Source organism: Streptomyces sp. NPDC026377 (assembly GCF_055567715.1).
Genome location: NZ_JBVHPV010000001.1, coordinates 661,232 through 678,258 on the forward strand (window position 1 = coordinate 661,232; position 17,027 = coordinate 678,258).

16 protein-coding genes are annotated in these 17,027 nt (G+C 73.1%); 5 read left to right on the top strand and 11 right to left on the bottom strand.

All coding sequences use genetic code 11. The features are described 5' to 3' along the window. Positions 1 to 31: 31 nt before the first annotated feature. The 5 genes from ACZ4MU_RS02845 to pdhA form a co-directional block, all read right to left on the bottom strand. On the bottom strand, positions 32 to 1,405 hold the full coding sequence (locus ACZ4MU_RS02845; RefSeq protein ID WP_467870042.1) for a molybdopterin molybdotransferase MoeA: 1,374 nt from the start codon (positions 1,403 to 1,405) through the stop codon (positions 32 to 34). After that, on the bottom strand, positions 1,372 to 2,223 hold the full coding sequence (locus tag ACZ4MU_RS02850) for an NTP transferase domain-containing protein (protein ID WP_467870045.1): 852 nt from the start codon (positions 2,221 to 2,223) through the stop codon (positions 1,372 to 1,374). The genes ACZ4MU_RS02845 and ACZ4MU_RS02850 overlap by 34 nt, the downstream gene beginning before the upstream one ends. Positions 2,224 to 2,420: 197 nt before the next feature. Next, positions 2,421 to 3,785 carry a dihydrolipoamide acetyltransferase family protein gene (locus tag ACZ4MU_RS02855; RefSeq protein WP_467870047.1) on the bottom strand — a complete coding sequence of 455 codons (1,365 nt, stop codon included), beginning with the start codon at positions 3,783 to 3,785 and terminating at the stop codon, positions 2,421 to 2,423. After that, a complete protein-coding gene (locus ACZ4MU_RS02860; RefSeq protein WP_467870050.1) occupies positions 3,785 to 4,789 on the bottom strand; it encodes an alpha-ketoacid dehydrogenase subunit beta in 1,005 nt (334 codons plus the stop codon). The genes ACZ4MU_RS02855 and ACZ4MU_RS02860 overlap by 1 nt, the downstream gene beginning before the upstream one ends. Beyond that, entirely contained in the window at positions 4,786 to 5,934 is a 1,149-nt protein-coding gene (gene pdhA, locus ACZ4MU_RS02865) for a pyruvate dehydrogenase (acetyl-transferring) E1 component subunit alpha (protein WP_467870053.1), read from the bottom strand. Before pdhA ends, ACZ4MU_RS02860 begins: the two co-directional genes overlap by 4 nt. Before the next feature lie 174 nt (positions 5,935 to 6,108). On the opposite strand from pdhA, the gene ACZ4MU_RS02870 reads away from it, so the two are divergent. Next, on the top strand, positions 6,109 to 6,606 hold the full coding sequence (locus tag ACZ4MU_RS02870; protein WP_467870056.1) for an Lrp/AsnC family transcriptional regulator: 498 nt from the start codon (positions 6,109 to 6,111) through the stop codon (positions 6,604 to 6,606). 147 nt (positions 6,607 to 6,753) lie between these two features. On the opposite strand, the gene ACZ4MU_RS02875 is transcribed toward ACZ4MU_RS02870, so the two are convergent. From ACZ4MU_RS02875 to ACZ4MU_RS02885, 3 genes are read right to left on the bottom strand one after another with little or no spacing between them, the layout of a single operon-like run. Continuing rightward, the gene (locus tag ACZ4MU_RS02875; protein WP_467870059.1) at positions 6,754 to 7,533 is read right to left on the bottom strand and encodes an alpha/beta hydrolase family protein; all 780 of its coding nucleotides are present in this window, start codon (positions 7,531 to 7,533) and stop codon (positions 6,754 to 6,756) included. Positions 7,534 to 7,584: 51 nt separating this feature from the next. After that, entirely contained in the window at positions 7,585 to 8,178 is a 594-nt protein-coding gene (locus tag ACZ4MU_RS02880; RefSeq protein ID WP_467870062.1) for a TetR/AcrR family transcriptional regulator, read from the bottom strand. Then, a complete protein-coding gene (locus tag ACZ4MU_RS02885; RefSeq protein ID WP_467870065.1) occupies positions 8,175 to 9,701 on the bottom strand; it encodes a 3-hydroxyacyl-CoA dehydrogenase in 1,527 nt (508 codons plus the stop codon). The genes ACZ4MU_RS02880 and ACZ4MU_RS02885 overlap by 4 nt, the downstream gene beginning before the upstream one ends. Positions 9,702 to 9,822: 121 nt before the next feature. Here ACZ4MU_RS02885 and paaN point away from each other — a divergent pair, with 121 nt between their 5' ends. Continuing rightward, positions 9,823 to 11,496: a phenylacetic acid degradation protein PaaN gene (gene paaN, locus ACZ4MU_RS02890; protein ID WP_467870068.1), complete on the top strand. Its 1,674-nt coding sequence runs from the start codon at positions 9,823 to 9,825 to the stop codon at positions 11,494 to 11,496. Positions 11,497 to 11,555: 59 nt separating this feature from the next. On the opposite strand, the gene ACZ4MU_RS02895 is transcribed toward paaN, so the two are convergent. The 3 genes from ACZ4MU_RS02895 to ACZ4MU_RS02905 form a co-directional block, all read right to left on the bottom strand. Beyond that, positions 11,556 to 12,254 (bottom strand): TrmH family RNA methyltransferase, encoded by a 699-nt coding sequence (locus ACZ4MU_RS02895; protein ID WP_467870070.1) that lies wholly within the window; start codon positions 12,252 to 12,254, stop codon positions 11,556 to 11,558. Continuing rightward, entirely contained in the window at positions 12,251 to 13,468 is a 1,218-nt protein-coding gene (locus ACZ4MU_RS02900; protein ID WP_467870619.1) for an HTTM domain-containing protein, read from the bottom strand. Before ACZ4MU_RS02900 ends, ACZ4MU_RS02895 begins: the two co-directional genes overlap by 4 nt. A 278-nt stretch (positions 13,469 to 13,746) precedes the next feature. Further along, positions 13,747 to 14,820, bottom strand: a complete 1,074-nt coding sequence (locus ACZ4MU_RS02905) for a DUF5819 family protein (RefSeq protein ID WP_467870073.1) — start codon at positions 14,818 to 14,820, stop codon at positions 13,747 to 13,749. A 154-nt stretch (positions 14,821 to 14,974) separates the two neighbouring features. Between ACZ4MU_RS02905 and paaA the strand changes: the two genes are divergently transcribed. Genes paaA through paaC form a run of 3 tightly spaced genes read left to right on the top strand, consistent with a single transcriptional unit; the run spans position 14,975 to position 17,009 of the window. Then, positions 14,975 to 15,979: a 1,2-phenylacetyl-CoA epoxidase subunit PaaA gene (gene paaA, locus ACZ4MU_RS02910; protein ID WP_467870076.1), complete on the top strand. Its 1,005-nt coding sequence runs from the start codon at positions 14,975 to 14,977 to the stop codon at positions 15,977 to 15,979. After that, positions 15,976 to 16,263: a 1,2-phenylacetyl-CoA epoxidase subunit PaaB gene (paaB, locus tag ACZ4MU_RS02915; RefSeq protein ID WP_467870079.1), complete on the top strand. Its 288-nt coding sequence runs from the start codon at positions 15,976 to 15,978 to the stop codon at positions 16,261 to 16,263. The genes paaA and paaB overlap by 4 nt, the downstream gene beginning before the upstream one ends. Next, positions 16,260 to 17,009 (top strand): 1,2-phenylacetyl-CoA epoxidase subunit PaaC, encoded by a 750-nt coding sequence (gene paaC / locus ACZ4MU_RS02920; RefSeq protein WP_467870082.1) that lies wholly within the window; start codon positions 16,260 to 16,262, stop codon positions 17,007 to 17,009. Before paaB ends, paaC begins: the two co-directional genes overlap by 4 nt. Positions 17,010 to 17,027 lie beyond the last annotated feature (18 nt).

Here is a 17,027-nt window from a genome sequence, read left to right on the forward strand (position 1 = left end):
GGCCCCTCCACGATCCCCGTCCGCCCATGTTTCACGTGAAACACCCTTCCCCCAAAGCCAGTTGTCCCCACGGCAGATCCAGCACCTCGACGTCCTGCCCCGCCCTGGCCCCGCCCGGCGGTACGACCGCCAGCCCGTCCGCCGCCGCGATCCCCCGCAGCATGGCCGGGCCGTTGTAGTGCAGCGGCACGACGTCCTCGCCCCGGTGCACCACGGGCACGAGCCGGGTGTCGTACGGATGCCCGTGCACCTCCTCGCGCAGCGCGGCGGTGTACGGGCCGGTGGACGCGGCACCGCCCGGGTACCCCGCGAGCTCCCGCAGCAGGGGTTCGGCGAGGGTGAGCAGCGCGGAGACGGCCGCGAGCGGATTGCCGGGCAGCCCCACCAGGTGCTTTCCGGCGGCGATCCGGGCCAGCAGCATCGGATGCCCGGGGCGGACGGCGACCCCGTCCACCAGCAGCTCGGCCCCCAGCGTCCGCAGCACGGGATGCACATGGTCGACGGGCCCGGCCGCCGTACCACCGGTCGTCACCACCAGGTCGGCCACCGAGCCTTCCACGGCCGCGAGCAGGACCTCGGCGTCGTCCTTGAGCCGCCGCGTGGCGACGACCTCGGCGCCGAGCATGCGCAGCCAGGGCCCCAGCATGGGTCCGAGCGCGTCCCGGATCAGCCCCTCGTGCGGCAGCCCCTCGGCCAGCAGCTCGTCGCCCAGGACGAGGATCTCCACGCGGGGCCGTGGCACGGTGCTCAGCTCGTCGTACCCGGCCGCCGCCGCCAGCCCCAGCACGGCCGGGGTGACCAGTGCGGACGCCGGGAGCAGCCGGTCTCCGGAGCGGCACTCCTGGCCGCGCGGGCGGATGTCCTGCCCGGTGACGACCTCCCGTTGGGCATGGAGCACCGCCTTGGCCTCGTCCGTGCGGGCGTGCTCGCTGCGGATGACGGCGGTCGCCTCGGCGGGGATGCGCGCGCCGGTGGCGATCCGTACGGCCTCCCCGTCCGCCAGGGGGGCGGGCGCCGTGTGTCCGGCGAGGATGCCGTCGGCCGCGTCCCGGATCCGCCAGGGACCGGGGCCCGCGACGACCCAGCCGTCCATGGCGGAGGTGTCGAAGGACGGCAGGTCGGTGAGGGCCGCCAGCGGGGCGGCCAGGGTCTCGCCCAGGGCCTGGGCGAGCGGTACCCGGTGGCTGCGGCGGGGAGCCGCCCGCCCGGCCGCGACGGCGGTGTCCCTGGCGTGGTGCCAGGGCACGGCGCGGTGGCGGGGGCCGGAGCGGGGTTCCGGCGCGGGCACGGGGGCGGGAACGGGAGCACTCACGAGGGCCAGCGCCTCCTCCACCCCGTCATCGATGGGCGACACGGACGGCTCGGCACCCGTCACGGGGTGGGCTCGTCCTTCTCGGCGGCCCACCGGGTGGCGAGGGCGGCGGCCTTGCGGGCCGCCTCGGCGACGTCGGCACCCTCCCCGCCCGCCTTGGCGGCCGCGTAGCCGACCAGGAACGTCGTGAGCGGGGCCGCCGGCCGGGCCACGCCGTGGGCGGCGTCCCTGGCCAGGTCGAGCAGCACGCCGGTGTCGACGTCCAGGTCGATGCCGAGTTCGTCCTTGACTGCGGTGATCCATTCGTCCAGCACGTTCCCATGCTCCCTGATCCGGGCCCGGGCCGTCGCGATGTCCTCCCAGGTGTCGCAGTCGAAGGAGGCGAGCGGCTGGGGGGCGGCGAGGCGGTCGAGGTCGAGTGCGCGGGTCAGCAGCCGCAGGGGGAGACCTCCGAGCCCTCCGTGCTCGGCCGCGAGGAGGGCGAGCACGCGGCGCAGCGGCTCGGCCCGGTAGACGGCGACGAGGGGCTGTTCCCTGCCGTTCTCGTCGACGCACAGGACGCCTTCGCGCCCGCCGGCGCCGAGGGCGTCGAGCAGGGCCGTCACGGTGGGCTCTCCCAGGAAGGGCAGGTCGGCGGAGAGCGCGAGCACCGCAGGGGCGGTGGTGAGCCGGAGCCCCGCGTCGAGGGCGGCGAGGGGCCCGCCACCGGCCGGCTCCTCGCGCGTCCACCGCACGGGCCGGGCCGTGGTGCGGCGCCCCCCGACGACCACGGTGACCCCGGCCCCGGCGCAGGCGGCCAGCACCCGGTCGAGCAGGGCCCTGCCGCCCACCCGCACCCCGGGCTTGTCCGCCCCGCCGAGCCGCCGCGCGGCCCCTCCGGCGAGCACGATGGCGTCATGGGGCATCGTCATCCCAGCAGTATGGGCGCATGCCGTACGAGGGCGCGGCCCGGGGCGCGGCCCAGCAATATGGCCGCACGCCGTACGAGGGGTGCGGCCCGGGGCGCGGCGCGCGGGCCGGGCGGCAGCCGGGGGGACAGCCGGGGGACAGCCCGGGCTCGAAGGGGGCAGTGGCACCCGCCGCCCCCTTCCCGGGGCCCCCGTCCCGCTTACAGCGACCGCAGCAGCACCGCCGGCTGTTCCACGCAGTCCGCCACGTACCGCAGGAAGCCGCCCGCCGTGCCGCCGTCGCACACCCGGTGGTCGAACGTCAGTGACAGCTGGACGACCTGTCGTACCGCCAGCTCGCCCTGGTGCACCCACGGCTTGGGCACGATCCGGCCGACTCCGAGCATCGCCGCCTCGGGGTGGTTGATGATCGGGGTGGATCCGTCCACGCCGAACACCCCGTAGTTGTTGAGCGTGAAGGTGCCCCCGGTCAGGTCTCCGGGCGTCAGCGTGCCCGCCCGGGCCGCCTCGGTCAGCCGCCCGAACTCCTCGCTCAGCGACGCCGCGCTGCGCGCCTGCGCGTCCCGGACGACCGGCACGACCAGGCCCCGCTCGGTCTGGGCGGCGAAGCCCAGGTGTGTGGCGGGCAGCCGCACGATCTCCCGCGCCGCCGTGTCCACCGTCGAGTTGAGCTCGGGGTAGCGGTCGAGGGCCGCCGTGCAGATCCTGGCCAGCAGCGCCAGGACGGAGATCTTCGGGCCACCCACCGCGTTCATCGCGGCCCGCGCCGCCATGAGTTCGGTGGCGTCGGCGTCGACCCAGCACGTGGCGTCGGGGATCTCGGTACGGCTGCGCGCCAGCTTGTCGGCGACCGCGCCCCGTATCCCGCGCAGCGGTATCCGCGTCCCGGCGGCGGCGGAAGCGGCCGCCACGGGCACGGACTCGGCCGCCACCGACGTCGGCTGGGCCGCCGTCCGCAGCGCGGACTCCACGTCGGCGCGCAGGATCAGCCCGTCCGGCCCGGAGCCGGTCAGTCCGCGCAAGTCCACCCCGTTCTCCCGCGCCAGCCTCCGTACGAGGGGCGAGATGACGGGCACGGGCCCCTCGCCCAGGGAGACGGGTCCGGCGGGCGCGGACGCGCTCGCGGCCGGGGCGGCGGCGCGCGCGTGGCCGGGCGAGGTCGCCACCGAGGGTGCGGAGGGCGCCACCGGCACGGCTCCGGGCGCCGCGCCCACCGGCGCCGGGCGCACCCGGCGCCGCCGCCGCACGGCCTCACCCGTGCCGTAACCGACCAGGACGTTGCCCGAGTACTCCGAGGACTCGGCGTCGGCCGCTTCCGGCGCCCCGACGGCGACGGTCAGCAGGGGCGCACCGACGGGCAGTTCCGTGCCCTCCTCACCGAAGCGCGCCGTCACCACGCCCCCGTAAGGGCACGGCACCTCCACCATCGCCTTGGCGGTCTCGACCTCGACCACCGGCTGGTCGATCGCCACGACGTCGCCGACCGCCACCAGCCAGCGCACGATCTCCGCCTCGGTGAGGCCCTCGCCGAGGTCCGGCAGCTTGAATTCCAGGACCTTGGGCATCAGCTCTGCGCCTCCCACTGCAGCCGCGCCACCGCGTCCAGGACACGGTCGACGCCCGGCAGATGGTGCTTCTCCAGCATCGGCGGCGGGTACGGGATGTCGAACCCGGCGACGCGCAGCACCGGCGCCTCCAGGTGGTGGAAGCAGCGCTCGGTGACCCGGGCCGCTATCTCGCCCCCGGGGCCGCCGAAGCCGGTCGACTCATGGACGACGACGGCCCGGCCCGTACGCCGCACCGAGGCGCACACCGTCTCGTCGTCGAAGGGCACCAGGGAGCGCAGGTCGACGACCTCCAGGTCCCAGCCCTCGGCGGTGGCCGCCTCGGCCGCCTCCAGGCAGACCGGGACGGAGGGGCCGTAGGTGATCAGGGTGGCGCTGCGGCCGGGGCGGCGCACCACGGCCTTGCCGATGGGCGCGACCTCGGCGGGCGCCTCGGGCGACCAGGCGGACTTCGACCAGTAGAGCCGCTTGGGCTCCAGGAAGACGACCGGGTCGTCGGAGGCGATGGCCGCGCGCAGCAGTCCGTAGGCGTCCTCGACGGTGGCGGGCGTCACCACGTGCAGGCCCGGGGTCGCCATGTAGTAGGCCTCGGAGGAGTCGCTGTGGTGCTCGACGCCGCCGATCCCGCCGCCGTAGGGCACCCGCACCACCAGGGGCATGCCCATGGCGCCGCCGGTGCGGTTGCGCATCCGCGAGACATGGCTAATCAGCTGCTCGAACGCCGGGTAGGCGAAGGCGTCGAACTGCATCTCCACCACGGGCCGCAGTCCGTACATCGCCATGCCGACCGCCGTGCCGAGGATGCCGGCCTCGGCGAGCGGGGTGTCGGTGCAGCGGTCCTCGCCGAACTCCTTGGCGAGCCCGTCGGTGATCCGGAAGACCCCGCCGAGCGTGCCCACGTCCTCTCCCAGGACGTGGACCGCGGGGTCCTCGGCCATCGCGTCGCGCATGGCGCGCTGCAGTGCCTGCGCCATGGTGGCGGGCTTCGCCGCGACCGTGGTCATCGCTGTCCCTCTTCCTCGTCCTCGTGCGCCGCCAGCTCGGCCCGCAGCTGGGCCTCCTGTTCGCGCAGCTGGGCGGTCTTCTGGGCGTAGACGTGGGCGAACAGGTCCATGGGGTCGAGCTCCGCGTCCGCGTTCATCCGCTCGCGCAAGGAAGCGGCCATGCTCTCCGCGGCCTCGGCCGCGGCCTTCTTCCCGCTCTCGTCGAGGAATCCACGGCTGGTCAGCTCGGTCTCCAGGAGCTGGATCGGGTCGTGGTCGCGCCATGCGGCCACCTCGGCGTCCACCCGGTAGCGGGTGGCGTCGTCGGCGTTGGTGTGTGCCTCGATCCGGTACGTCACGGCCTCGATCAGGGTGGGGCCGCCGCCCCGGCGGGCGCGCGCGACGGCGTCGGCCAGCACCTCGTGGACCGCCGCCGCGTCGTTGCCGTCGACCAGCCGGCCCGGCATCCCGTACCCCACGGCCTTGTGGGCGAGGGAGGGGGCCGCGGTCTGCTTGGCCAGCGGCACGGAGATGGCGAAGCCGTTGTTCTGGACGAGGAAGACGACCGGGGCCTGCCAGACGGCCGCGAAGTTCAGCGCCTCATGGAAGTCGCCCTCGCTGGTGCCGCCGTCGCCGACCATGGCGAGCGCCACCACGTCGTCGCCCTTGAGGCGGGCGGCGTGCGCCAGGCCCACCGCGTGGGGGAGCTGGGTGGCGAGGGGGGTGCACAGGGGGGCGATGCGGTGCTCGTGCGGGTCGTACCCGGTGTGCCAGTCGCCCCGCAGCAGGGTAAGGGCCTGTACGGGGTCGAGTCCGCGGGCGACGGCGGCGAGGGTGTCCCGGTAGCTGGGGAAGAGCCAGTCCTGCTCCTGGAGCACCAGTGCGGCCGCGACCTCGCAGGCCTCCTGGCCGGTGGAGGACGGGTAGACCGCGAGGCGGCCCTGCTTGGTGAGGGCGGTGGCCTGCGCGTTGTACCGCCGGCCGCGGACCAGTTCCTCGTACAGCCGCAGCATCAGGGTGCGGTCGAGCGGGGCGTCCGTGCCGAGCACGCGGTACGGCTCGGGGTCCGGGAGCAGCGGGGCGGGGTCGGTGCGGGGCCTCCAGGCAGGGGGAGGGGTGGGCCGGTAGGCGGCGGCACCGGCACCGGGCAGCTCTTGGACCGTCATGACGAAGCACCTCCTCGTGAGAGCGGGAAGGAGGCACGGCAGTGTGATGCGCCTCACCTACCGATTGTTCGGTCGAGAGCGCATTTTGGCTACAGGCGCCGCGAGCCTGTGGACAAACGGTTCTGCACACCCTGGGATAGAGACAGGTCGTCCATGCTAGGGAGGCGGGGGGACATGGCAACTGAACAAATGGCCGACGAGGGCCAGGGCGCCGCGGCGCGGCCGCTGGACGCCGTGGACCGCGACATCCTGCGCATGCTCCAGACCGACGGGCGCGCGTCGATACGTTCCGTGGCCGAGCGGGTGCACGTGTCGCGCGCCAACGCCTACGCCCGGATCAACCGGCTGCTGGACGACGGGGTGATCCGCGGCTTCACCGCGCGTGTGGACCACGAGCGGGCGGGACAGGGCGCCTCCGCCTACATCACCCTCAAGATCGTGCAGAACTCCTGGCGCACGGTCCGCGAGCAGCTCCAGGCCCTGCCGGGTGCCGCGCACATCGCCCTGGTCAGCGGCGACTTCGACGTCCTGCTGCTGGTGCACTCGCCGGACAACCGGGCGTTGCGCGAACTGGTCCTGACCAAGCTCCAGTCGATCCCCGAGGTGCTGTCCACCCGTACGCTGCTGGTCTTCGAGGAGACCGACCTGGACCCGGGGCCCGCCACGCCGTAGGCGCGGGCCGGACCGGCTGCCGTCGGATACGCCGCGCGCGGGTACGGGTACGCCGGTCAGGTGGTCCCGGTCGGGTCCGGTCGGGTCCGGTCGGGTAGTCGGCCCCGGGGGCAGACCGGGCGGTCGGGCCTGGTGGCCGGGGGCCCGTCAGGCGCGGTGCTTCTTCAGGAAGGCCAGCACCGTGGACCAGTTGCCGGGATCGTTCAGGAGCGCGACGCCGTGGTCGTAGACGTCCTTGAGCTCGTAGAGCCGGTTCTCGGGCGCCTTGGTGCTGGCCTTGCTCAGCTGGACGGCCGCGTCGCCGAAGGGGCTGTCGCCGGCGCCCGCCATGTACAGCACGGGCGAGGTGAGCCCGGGGGCGGCCGCCAGGGCGTCGTCGGGGCCGTACGCCGTGGGCCCCGAGAGCGAGACGACGGCGTCGGGCCTCGGCTTCAGCACCGTGGCCGCCTTGACCACGGCGGTGCCGCCCTTGGACGCGCCCATCAGGAGCAGCTTCCCGGCGCCCCTGGCGCGCAAGTAGGCGGCCGCCCCGGCGATCTCGGCGACGTCGTCACCGGTGGAGTTCACGGCCAGCACCTGGAAGCCCTCCCGGGCCAGCGCCAGGGCCTTGTCCTTCCACTGGCACACGTTCCCGTCCGCCTGGTGCGCCAGCACGATTCCCGCGCGGCCCTCCCCGGTGTGGAAACCGGCCGTCTCGGCGCCGTCGGCGCCCTTGAAGACGACAGAGCCCGCCGCCGCCTGCTCCGGGCTCAGACAGCCGAAGGCATCGCCCTTGCGCAGCGGCACGCGCGTGCCGGAGCTCTGTCCGGCAGAAGGCTGCGCCTCGCTGCCGCCGGCGTCCCCGCCGCAGCCGGACAGCGCCGCCGCCGACAGCAGCGTCAGGGCACACAAGGACACAACGGCACCACGGGTGCGCACGGGTTTCATGACCGTGGATGGTGATCGCGATCCTGGCGGCGCGTCAACGTCACGCGCGCGTCAGGGATGGGTGCGCAGCCCGTCGAAGGCCAGGTGGACGACCGCCTCGGTGACCTGGGCGCGCTCGGCCTCCGATTCGCGCTGCGGCCGGTACCACTCCACCAGCGAGTTCACCATGCCGAAGAGCAGCCGGGTGGCCAGGCGTATGTCCATGTCGGAACGGAGGTCGCCGTCGGCGGCCGCGGCCTTCAGCAGGTCGGAGACCCGCTGGTCGAACTCCCTGCGGCGCTCCATCGCCCACCGCTCGGTCTTGGTGTTGCCGCGTACGCGCAGCAGCAGGGTGACGTACGGGAGCTCCGCCATCAGCACCTCGACCGTACGCCGAGTGACGTACTCGACTCGCTCGATAGCGCGGCCGCGGGTGGCACCCGGCTCCTCCAGCACGGCGAACAGGCCGTCGATGGCGCGGCTGACGGCCCGGCGCAGCAGCTCCTCCTTGCCCGACACGTGGTGGTAGATCGACGACTTGGAGATACCGGCCGCCTTGGACAGGTGCTCCATGGAGGTGCCGTCGTAGCCGCGCTCGTTGAAGACCCGCACCGCGACCGTGAGCAGGGTCTCCGGGGTGTACGTGTCCCGCTTGGCGGTGGTCATGAGGCGGTCTCCTCGCCGTTGCTGTACGACTGCCGGTAGAGGGCGAGCGACGGCGCGTACCGCCCGTTGGGGCAGCGCTCGTGCATCGCCGACAGCAGGTCGTACGCCCAGTCCCGGCCCAGCCTGCGGCTCCACTCGACCGGCCCGAGCGGGTAGTTGACGCCCAGGCGCATCGCGGTGTCGATGTCCTCGGGCGTGGCGACGCCCCGGGCGACCGCGTCGGCGGCGAGGTCGGCGAGCATCGCGACGGTACGCGCGACGATCATGCCCGGCACGTCCCCGATGACGCTGACCTTCTTGCCGAGCTTCTGGAAGAGGCCGACGGCCTCGCTCACCGCGCGCGCGGAGGTGTCCTCGCTCGCCGAGAGCGCGACGCGGGTCGCACCCCGGTAGTCCAGGGCCAGGTCGAAGTAGACGACGTCCGCGTACTCGACGGAGGTGCGCCCGTCGGCGGGGACGAGCTGGCCCTCGCCCGGGAGTCCGATGTAGGGGCCGCCCGACTCGACGCTCTTCACCTCGATGCCCGCTTCGCGCATCATCGCGACGAGCTCGGCGGCGGGGCCCAGGTCACCGACGACCGTGACGGCTCCCGGCGCCTCGGCGGGCTCGGCGGTGTGCGGCTCGGGGCGCGCCGCGCCCTCCCCGTAGCCGTACCAGCCGCGTCCGCTCTTGCGGCCGTGCAGACCTGCCTCGACGAGCCTGCGCTGGGCGAGCGAGGGGGTGAACTTGGGGCTCCGGAAGAAGGCCTCCCACACCGAGCGGGTCACGGCCTCGTTGACGTCCTGGCCGATGAGGTCGGTCAGCTCGAAGGGGCCCATGGCGAAGCCGCCGCTCTCGCGCAGCACGGCGTCGATGGTGGCGGGGTCGGCACCGCGCTCCTCGTACACGGCGAAGGCCTCGGCGTAGAAGGGCCTCGCGATGCGGTTGACCAGGAAGCCCGGGGTGTCGGCGCACCGCACCGGGGTCTTGCCCCAGGCCTTGGCCGTCTCGTACGCGCGCGTGGCGGCGGCCTCCTCGGTCGCGAAGCCGGAGACGACCTCGACGAGGGGGAGCAGCGGCGCGGGGTTGAAGAAGTGCATCCCGACGAAACGGCCCGGGTGGCGCAGGGCCCCCGCGACGGCGGTGACGGACAGGGAGGAGGTGTTGGTGGCGAGCAGGCAGTCCTCGGCGACGATGTCCTCGAGGGCCGTGAAAAGCTGCTGCTTGACGTCGAGTTGCTCCAGGACCGCCTCGAGGACCAGCGCGGCGTCCGCGAGCTCGGCCAGCTCCTCGGCCGGGTGCAGCCGGTCGAGCGCGGCGTCGCGCTCCGCCGGTGCGATCCGGCCTTTCTCCACGAGCCGCCCCAGACGGCCCGCGATGGCCTCGGCGGCCTGACGCGCCCGGCCGGGGACGGCGTCGTGGAGCCGCACGGGGTGCCCGGCCACAAGGGCCACCTGGGCGATGCCCTGCCCCATGGTCCCGGTGCCGACGACGGCGACGGCACGGTCCGGCCCGACGGCAGGGCTTGGTTCGATGGCGGTCATGACGCGATCCTCCCCGATGCGTTGTCCACAGGTTCGACGGACCCCCTTGTCCCGACCGATCGTTCGGTTACTCTAACTCTGTCCGCCCGTCCCTGCCCAGCTCGACGAGGAGTTGGTCCGTATGGCCGCCCAGCTCAGCCCCCAGCAGCTCACCGAGTCCCACCGGACCACGCTCGACCAGGCCCTGGAAGCGATCCGCACGCGTGCATACTGGTCCCCCCACCCCGAGCACCCCAAGGCGTACGAGAACGACGGCAAGGCCGCCTTCGACGCCCTGCTCGGCACCCGCTTCGACCTGGACCAGCCCGGCACCGACGACTGGACGGGCGCGGAAGTCTCCCCGTACGGGACGGAGTTGGGGATCACCTACCCGCACCCCGACCTGGAGGTGCTGCTGCCGGCGATGAAGGCCGGCATGGGCGCCTGGCGCGAGGCCGGGCCCGAGCTGCGCGCCCTGGTGTGCCTGGAGATCCTCTCCCGCGTCTCCGCCCGCACCCCGGAGCTGGCGCACGCGGTCATGCACACCAGCGGCCAGGCGTTCATGATGGCCTTCCAGGCGGGCGGCCCACACGCCCAGGACCGCGGCCTGGAGGCGGTGGCTTACGCCTACCGGGAGCAGACCCGCACCCCCTCGGGCGCGGCGCACTGGTCCAAGCCGCAGGGCAAGCGCGACCCGCTGGAGCTCAGCAAGACCTTCATCCCCGCCGCCCGCGGCATCGCGCTGATGATCGGCTGCAACACCTTCCCGACGTGGAACGGCTACCCGGGCCTGTTCGCCTCACTGGCCACCGGCAACCCCGTCCTGGTCAAGCCGCACCCGCGCGCGGTGCTGCCGCTGGCCCTGACCGTCCGGATCGCCCGCGAGGTCCTGTCCGAGGCGGGCTTCGACCCGAACCTGGTGGCCCTGGCCGTGGAGCGGCCCGGCGAGGGCATCGCCAAGACGCTCGCCGTCCGCCCCGAAATCAAGATCATCGACTACACGGGGTCGACCTCCTTCGGCGACTGGCTGGAGGCCAACGCCCGCCAGGCGCAGGTCTACACCGAGAAGGCCGGCGTCAACACGGTCGTGGTGGACTCCACCGACGACTACAAGGGAATGCTCTCCAACCTGGCCTTCTCGCTGTCCCTCTACAGCGGCCAGATGTGCACCACCCCGCAGAACCTGCTGATCCCCCGCGACGGCATCAGCACCGACGCGGGAGAGAAGTCCTACGACGAGGTGGTGGCCGACCTCGCCGCCTCGGTCGGCGGCCTGCTCGGCGACGACGCGCGCGCCAACGCGATCCTGGGTGCGCTGGTCAACCCGGACGTGAAGGCGCGCCTGGAGGCCGCGGCCGGGCTCGGCGAAGTCGCCCTGCCCTCACGCGAGATCGCCAACCCGGAGTTCCCGGACGCGGTGGTGCGCACCCCGGTGATCGTCAAGCTGGACGGCGCCAAGCCGGACGCGGAGGCGGCCTACCTGTCGGAGTGCTTCGGCCCGGTCTCCTTCGCCGTGGCCGTCGACTCCACCGCCGGCGCGCTGGAGCTGCTGCGGCGCACGGTCCGCGACAAGGGCGCCATGACGGTCGGCGCGTACACGACATCGCAGGAGGTGGAGCGCGCGGTCGAGGAGGTCTGCCTGGAGGAGTCCGCCCAGCTCTCCCTGAACCTGACGGGCGGGGTCTACGTCAACCAGACGGCGGCGTTCTCCGACTTCCACGGCTCCGGCGGCAACCCGGCGGCGAACGCGGCCCTGTGCGACAGCGCGTTCGTGGCCAACCGCTTCCGGGTGGTGGAGGTCCGCCGCCAGGCCTGACACGCACACCGGGCACCCCGAAGCACGCGTACCGGGCGCCCGCACCGGACCCGGCTCCCTCAGAGCGCCGGGTCCGGGATGGTGGCGTAGCGCTGCACCCAGGCGTGCATCGCGATCGCGGCCGCGGCGCCCGCGTTGATGGACCGGGTAGAGCCGAACTGGGCGATCGAGCACACCACCGAGGCGTGCTCGCGCGCCTGCTCGGTCAGGCCCGGCCCCTCCTGCCCGAACAGCAGCACACACCGCCGCGGCAGCACGGTGCGCTCCAGTGGCACCGCGCCCGGCAGATTGTCGATCCCGACGACCGCCAGCCCCTCGGCGGCCGCCCATGCCGTCAGCGACTCGGTGTCGGGGTGGTGGCGTACGTGCTGGTAGCGGTCGGTGACCATCGCGCCGCGCCGGTTCCAGCGCCGCCGCCCCACAATGTGGATCTCCTTGGCGAGGAAGGCGTTGGCAGTCCGTACGACGGAGCCGATGTTGAAGTCGTGGCCCCAGTTCTCCACCGCCACATGGAAGTCGTGGCGGCGGGTGTCCAGGTCCGCGACGATCGCCTCACGCGTCCAGTAGCGGTAGGCGTCGACGACATTGCGCCGGTCGCCGTGCGCGAGCAGCTCGGGGTCGTACCGCTCCCCTTCGGGCCAGGGCAGCGGGTGCGGCCCCACCCCGACCTCCGGCGTGAAGCCGTCGTCGTACTGAAGCGGCTCCGGCGCCGGTTTCTCGGCGCCGGAGGAGGGGCTGGGGCTGGTCTCGCTGCTCACGCCACGAGCGTACGGGGCCGCTGCTCCTCGTCCGTACGCCCCCGCAGGGCCGCACGGCGCGGCAGCCGCTCACGCAGCCCTGCGGCACGGCCGCCCAGCCACCGCAGGAACCCGGTCGGCAGGAACACCGCGTCCGCCGCGATCATCGCGAGCGAGAAGAACGGCAGCCCGAGCAGCAGGGCGATTCCGGCGTGCTCCAGCATCATCGCCACCAGCAGGACGTTCTTGACCCGCCGGTTGAAGAGCGTGAACGGGAACGCCACCTGGACGGCGACCGTTCCATAGGTGAGCAGCATGACGATCAGGCCGCTGCCGCCGAGGATGTCCGACAGGGCGGGCCAGGGCGAGAAGTAGTCCAGGTGCAGCGGGTAGTAGAGCGCGGTGCCGTCCTGCCAGCGCGAACCCTGGATCTTGTACCAGCCGGCGGTCGCGTAGATCAGACACACCTCGGCCATGATCACGACCATGGTGGCGTTGTGCGCGAGGTTGGCGACCACGTCGAGCAGGGCGCGCGGGTCGCCCCGCGCGTACCGCCCGGCGGCCCACCACAGCGCCTGCACCGCCCACAGACCCCAGAAGATCAACAGCCAGCCGCCGCTCGCGTCGCCGAGCAGCGTCACAGCGAGGAGGCAGACACCGAGGACGCTCCACAGCACCGGTCCCACCCGGTCCGCCACCGGCTCGCCGGTCCGGGCGGCGCGCGCCGCCGCCCGTGCGCGCCGGCGCGCGTCCAGCGACCAGACCTGGCCGCAGCGGGTGAGCACCAGATACATCGCCATGAGATGGATGACGTTGTCCCCGCCGTCCCCCATGAAGACGGACCGATTCTGCAACGACAGGACACCCACCATGAACAGCACGGACATGGTGCGGGTGCGCCAGCCGAGCAGCAGGAGGGCGCTGGAGAGCACGGCGAGGGCGTAGACGGTCTCGAACCAGAGCGTGCTGTCCGTCCACAGCAGCGCCGTGAAGGCGTGGTTGCCGTCCACGAGCCGCTGGGCCATGTCCCAGCTCCACGGGCCGTCCGGGCCGTACAGCTCCCGGCGGTGCGGCAGCTCGCGCAGCAGGAAGAGCAGCCAGGTCGCGGAGAAGCCGATCCGGACGATCGCGCTCTGGTACGGACCGAGCGCCGCGCCCGTGACCCGGCGCAGGGCCTGGGCGGGCTTGGACTCGGCGGCGGGAACAGGAGCGTGGGAGAGCGGGGCCGCGGGCACGGGGAGGCCGCCGGGGGCCGGGGAGGGGGCCTGCGGTGTCTGGTGGTCGAGCGAGGCGTGCCAGTGCCATCCCTGGGGCTGGGGGGTCGTAGGTGACGCCTGGGGCTGAGGGGCGGTAGGTGACGCCTGGGGCTGCCTGTCGGCCTGGGGCTGCGCGTCGGCGGCCCCGCCGGTCAGACCGTTCACCGGCCCGGGTCCGGGTCCGCTCACCGCTTCGCTCCTCGCCCCGCCTGGGGATTGGCTGGTGAACCCGCTGGCGGGCCCACTCGTGGACTCGTTCATCGGCCCGCCTCCGTGCGTGCCTCGGTGGAACCGGCGCCGCCCGGCAGGTCGGCGGGGGTCACGGTCCACCAGGGGACGACCCGGTAGTACGGCCGGGTGTCGATCTTCTCGTCGCTCCACGCCGGAGCCTTCACGGACCTCGTCACGGACCTGACCTGTACACGCTCGACAGTCCCCCCGTCGTGGTGCGCGCCGAGGCGGAGCATCACGATCCGGCGGATGTAGCGGTCGGAGAGCTCGCCGCGCGCCCCGTTGGGCTTGTTGTCGTCGGTGTGGGAGTTGACGAAGAACTCCCAGCCCCGGCGCAGCTCGTTCTGCTGGGTGTGGCTGGGCAGCGGGTTGCCGCGGATGCCGGAGCCGTCCTGGGCCGTCAGATCGATCCAGCCGGTCGTCCTGCGGTTCCCGTCCGGCATACGGATCTCGGCACGGGCCTGGACCGAGATGTTCTGCTGGAGCGGGTTGGGAGCGAAGAGCTTCCAGTTCTGTTCGAACTCGGGATAGATCCAGTCCTCGATCACCTTGCCGTGCTGCTTGGTGACCGTGTTGGACGGCGCGACATGCAGGAACACCATGCCGATGTGGACGATCCCCACCACCGCGACGACGGCCAGCGCGAGCGCACCCGCCACCTGGTAGGGCAGCGACAGCCCGGCGATACCGCGCCCCGGGACACCGGGGGCAGGGGACTCGAAGGCCCCGGCCACCGGGGAGCCGGGGGTGTCGGAGGCCGTGGGAGCAGGCGCGGCGAGTGAGCCGGAAGGCAGGGAGGACGGGGCGGCGTGCGGGGGCGCGCCGGGCGCAGGGGTCGGCGCGCCGGGCGCGTGGGCGGGTATGGCCGAGCCGCCGGACGCGGGAGCGGATGTGTCCGATGCGCCCGAGGCGCCGCCGGGCCGGGTCGCCTCGTCGCCGCGCGGGTTCGCGCGATCGCGGGGCGCGGTCACGTCATCGCTGGTGGGAGCGGGTGCGGCAGCGCCGGGGCCGGTCTGCGGACCGCCGTCGGCGGCGTCGGGCCCGGTCCGCCGGGGCCGATCCTCCCCGCCCGGCACGTCCTTCTCGTCGTACGAATGCATCCCGCCCCGATCCCGGTCGGCTCCACTGGGTTATCCACAGGGTTGACACCCTACGGGCCGTCGACTCACCATTGAAGTCAATGAACCGAACGATCGGTCGGGCGCAGGCAGCCCGGCGGACGGCCCGGAATCGACAGCTCGGCAGGGGGCTCGGATGACGGCAGTGACCGCGGAGACCGGCACCAACAAGCACGGCTCACCGGCGGAGGACGAGAAGGACACCTCGGCGTACGCGGCCGCGTTCGACGCCGCGGTGGCCGCCGACGAGCGTATCGAGCCGCGCGACTGGATGCCCGACGCCTACCGGGCCTCCCTCGTCCGCCAGATAGCGCAACACGCCCACTCCGAGATCATCGGCATGCAGCCCGAGTCGAACTGGATCACCCGCGCGCCCTCGCTGCGCCGCAAGGCGATCCTCATGGCGAAGGTGCAGGACGAGGCCGGCCACGGGCTGTATCTCTACAGCGCGGCCGAAACACTCGGCGTCAGCCGCGACGAGCTGCTCGACAAGCTCCACACGGGCCGCCAGAAATACTCGTCGATCTTCAACTACCCCACCCTGACCTGGGCCGACGTCGGCGCCATCGGCTGGCTCGTGGACGGCGCCGCCATCACCAACCAGGTCCCCCTCTGCCGCTGCTCCTACGGGCCGTACGCACGGGCGATGGTCCGCGTCTGCAAGGAGGAGTCCTTCCACCAGCGCCAGGGCTACGAGCTGCTCCTCGCCCTCTCCCAGGGCACCCCCGAGCAGCACGCGATGGCGCAGGACGCGGTGGACCGGTGGTGGTGGCCCTCGCTGATGATGTTCGGCCCGCCCGACGACGAATCGTCCCACTCGGCACAGTCCATGGCCTGGAAGATCAAACGCCACTCGAACGACGAGCTCCGCCAGCGCTTCGTCGACATCTGCGTCCCCCAGGCCGAGGCCCTCGGCCTCACCCTCCCCGACCCCGACCTGCGGTGGAACGAGGAGCGCGGACACCACGACTTCGGGACGATCGACTGGACCGAGTTCTGGGACGTCCTCAAGGGCAACGGCCCGTGCAACGAACAAAGGCTCACCCAACGGCGCCGCGCCCACGAGGAAGGCGCCTGGGTCCGCGACGCGGCCGCCGCGTACGCGACCAAGCACCACAGGAACGGGGAGGCGACGGCATGACCGCACACGACTGGCCGCTGTGGGAGGTGTTCGTGCGCTCGCGCCGCGGGCTCTCCCACACCCACGCCGGAAGCCTGCACGCCCCGGACGCCCAGATGGCCCTGCGCAACGCGCGCGACCTCTACACCCGGCGCTCCGAAGGCGTCTCCATCTGGGTGGTCCCCTCCAACTCGGTCACCGCCTCCTCCCCCGACGAGAAGGACTCCTTCTTCGAACCGGCCGGCGACAAGCCCTACCGCCACCCGACCTTCTACGAGATCCCGGAAGGGGTGAAGCACCTGTGACGGCCCCGACGCCCGCGCCCACGACGGACACCCCCACGCCCGGGGTCGCGGCCGCACTCGCCCTCGGCGACGACGCACTGGTGCTGTCGCACCGACTGGGGGAGTGGGCCGGACACGCCCCCGTCCTCGAAGAGGAAGTGGCCCTCGCCAACATCGCGCTCGACCTGCTCGGCCAGGCCCGCGTCCTGCTCTCCCTCGCGGGCGACGAGGACGAGCTGGCCTTCCTGCGCGAAGAGCGCGCCTTCCGCAACCTCCAGCTGGTCGAGCAGCCCAACGGCGACTTCGCCCACACCATCGCCCGCCAGCTCTACTTCTCCACGTACCAGAAACTGCTCTACGGACAGCTCGCCACAGGCGACGGCGACCTCGCCGGGCTGGCCGCCAAGGCGGTCAAGGAAGTCGCCTACCACCAGGACCACGCCGAACAGTGGACCCTGCGCCTGGGCGACGGCACCGAGGAGAGCCACCACCGCATGCAGCGCGCCTGCGAGGCGCTGTGGCGGTTCACCGGAGAGATGTTCCAGCCCGTCGACGGCGTCGACATCGACTGGCAGGACACCGAGGACAAGTGGCTGACCTCCATCACCTCGGTGCTGGAGCAGGCCACTCTGACCGTCCCCGAAGGCCCCAGGACCGGCGCCTGGGCCGCCGGAGCCGGCCGCCAGGGCCTGCACACCGAACCCTTCGGACGGATGCTCGCCGAGATGCAGCACCTGCACCGCAGCCACCCGGGGGCGACATGGTGACCGGCACGCCCGCGCCCG